This window comes from Burkholderia sp. Ac-20349 (assembly GCF_017104865.1).
Classification (GTDB): domain Bacteria; phylum Pseudomonadota; class Gammaproteobacteria; order Burkholderiales; family Burkholderiaceae; genus Burkholderia; species Burkholderia aenigmatica.
This window is the reverse complement of record NZ_JAAGPM010000363.1, coordinates 1-840: the sequence shown is the minus strand read 5'-3', so window position 1 is coordinate 840 and position 840 is coordinate 1. Positions and strand designations below refer to the sequence as shown.

The 840-nt window shown below is 62.0% G+C and carries 2 pseudogenes; both read right to left on the bottom strand.

The window, feature by feature from the left end:
• Positions 1–217, bottom strand: a pseudogene (locus G3N61_RS39235) (hypothetical protein); the annotation flags it as partial.
• Positions 218–232: 15 nt separating this feature from the next.
• Positions 233–840: pseudogene (locus G3N61_RS39230) on the bottom strand (type VI secretion system tip protein VgrG); the annotation flags it as partial.

The window sequence follows — 840 nt, the reverse complement described above, 5'->3', positions numbered from 1 at the left end:
GCGCAAACACGACCTCGCCGTCGGCAATGGCGCGCACCGGTTCCGGATTCGCGTCGGGGCCTGGCGCGACCAGATGCACACCGCCATGCCAACCGAACTGATGGCTAACGGGGAAACTGCCTTTGCCACTCTTTTCACCGAGGCCGAAGGTACCGTCGTTCCTGTCATCGTCGATTCGTGGTTGAGGCGTGCCCAGGAAGGGAAAGCTGATAAGCATGGAGGATTCCAGGTTCTACTCGGAGAGCGAGACTTCGTTGGGATCGATGGGTTGTTCAGGCTGCGGTTGACCATTGATACCGAACGGATTGCCACGGCCAGCGTCACCGCCGGCCATCGGGCCATTGAATTGCGTCAGCACGGCACTGAAGGTAATTCCGCTATCGTCCAGCGTGATGGTGCCGCCCGGGCCGCGCAGCCGGAACACGTCGCCGGCCTGTAGCTCGATGACCTTGGTTCGCGTGGTCATGGTCTGTCCGGCCTCGACATCGATACGGCCCTGTACCTGCTGCTTCAGGTGTCCCCCAATGTCCAATGTGTGGTTGGCAGCCGTCTTGTCGCGGCGGTTATTGCCCACCGCTTCCGTGCGGTCCTTGCCCGTCGTGATCGTGTGGTTGCGACCGATGGTCAGAAAGTCGTCCTGCCCGATGTCGTGCCGCCGGTCTTGCCCGATCGCGACCTGCTCGTCGTGCCCCACCGCCTCCTTACGGTCGTTGCCGATCGCAATCGTCTCGTCGTGCTCGACCTGCTCGCTGCGGTCGTGACCGACGAACGTGGTTTCGTCGTGGTTGACGTGGATGTTCTGATCGCGCTGCGCGTGAACGTAGATTTCCTCTTGCCCGG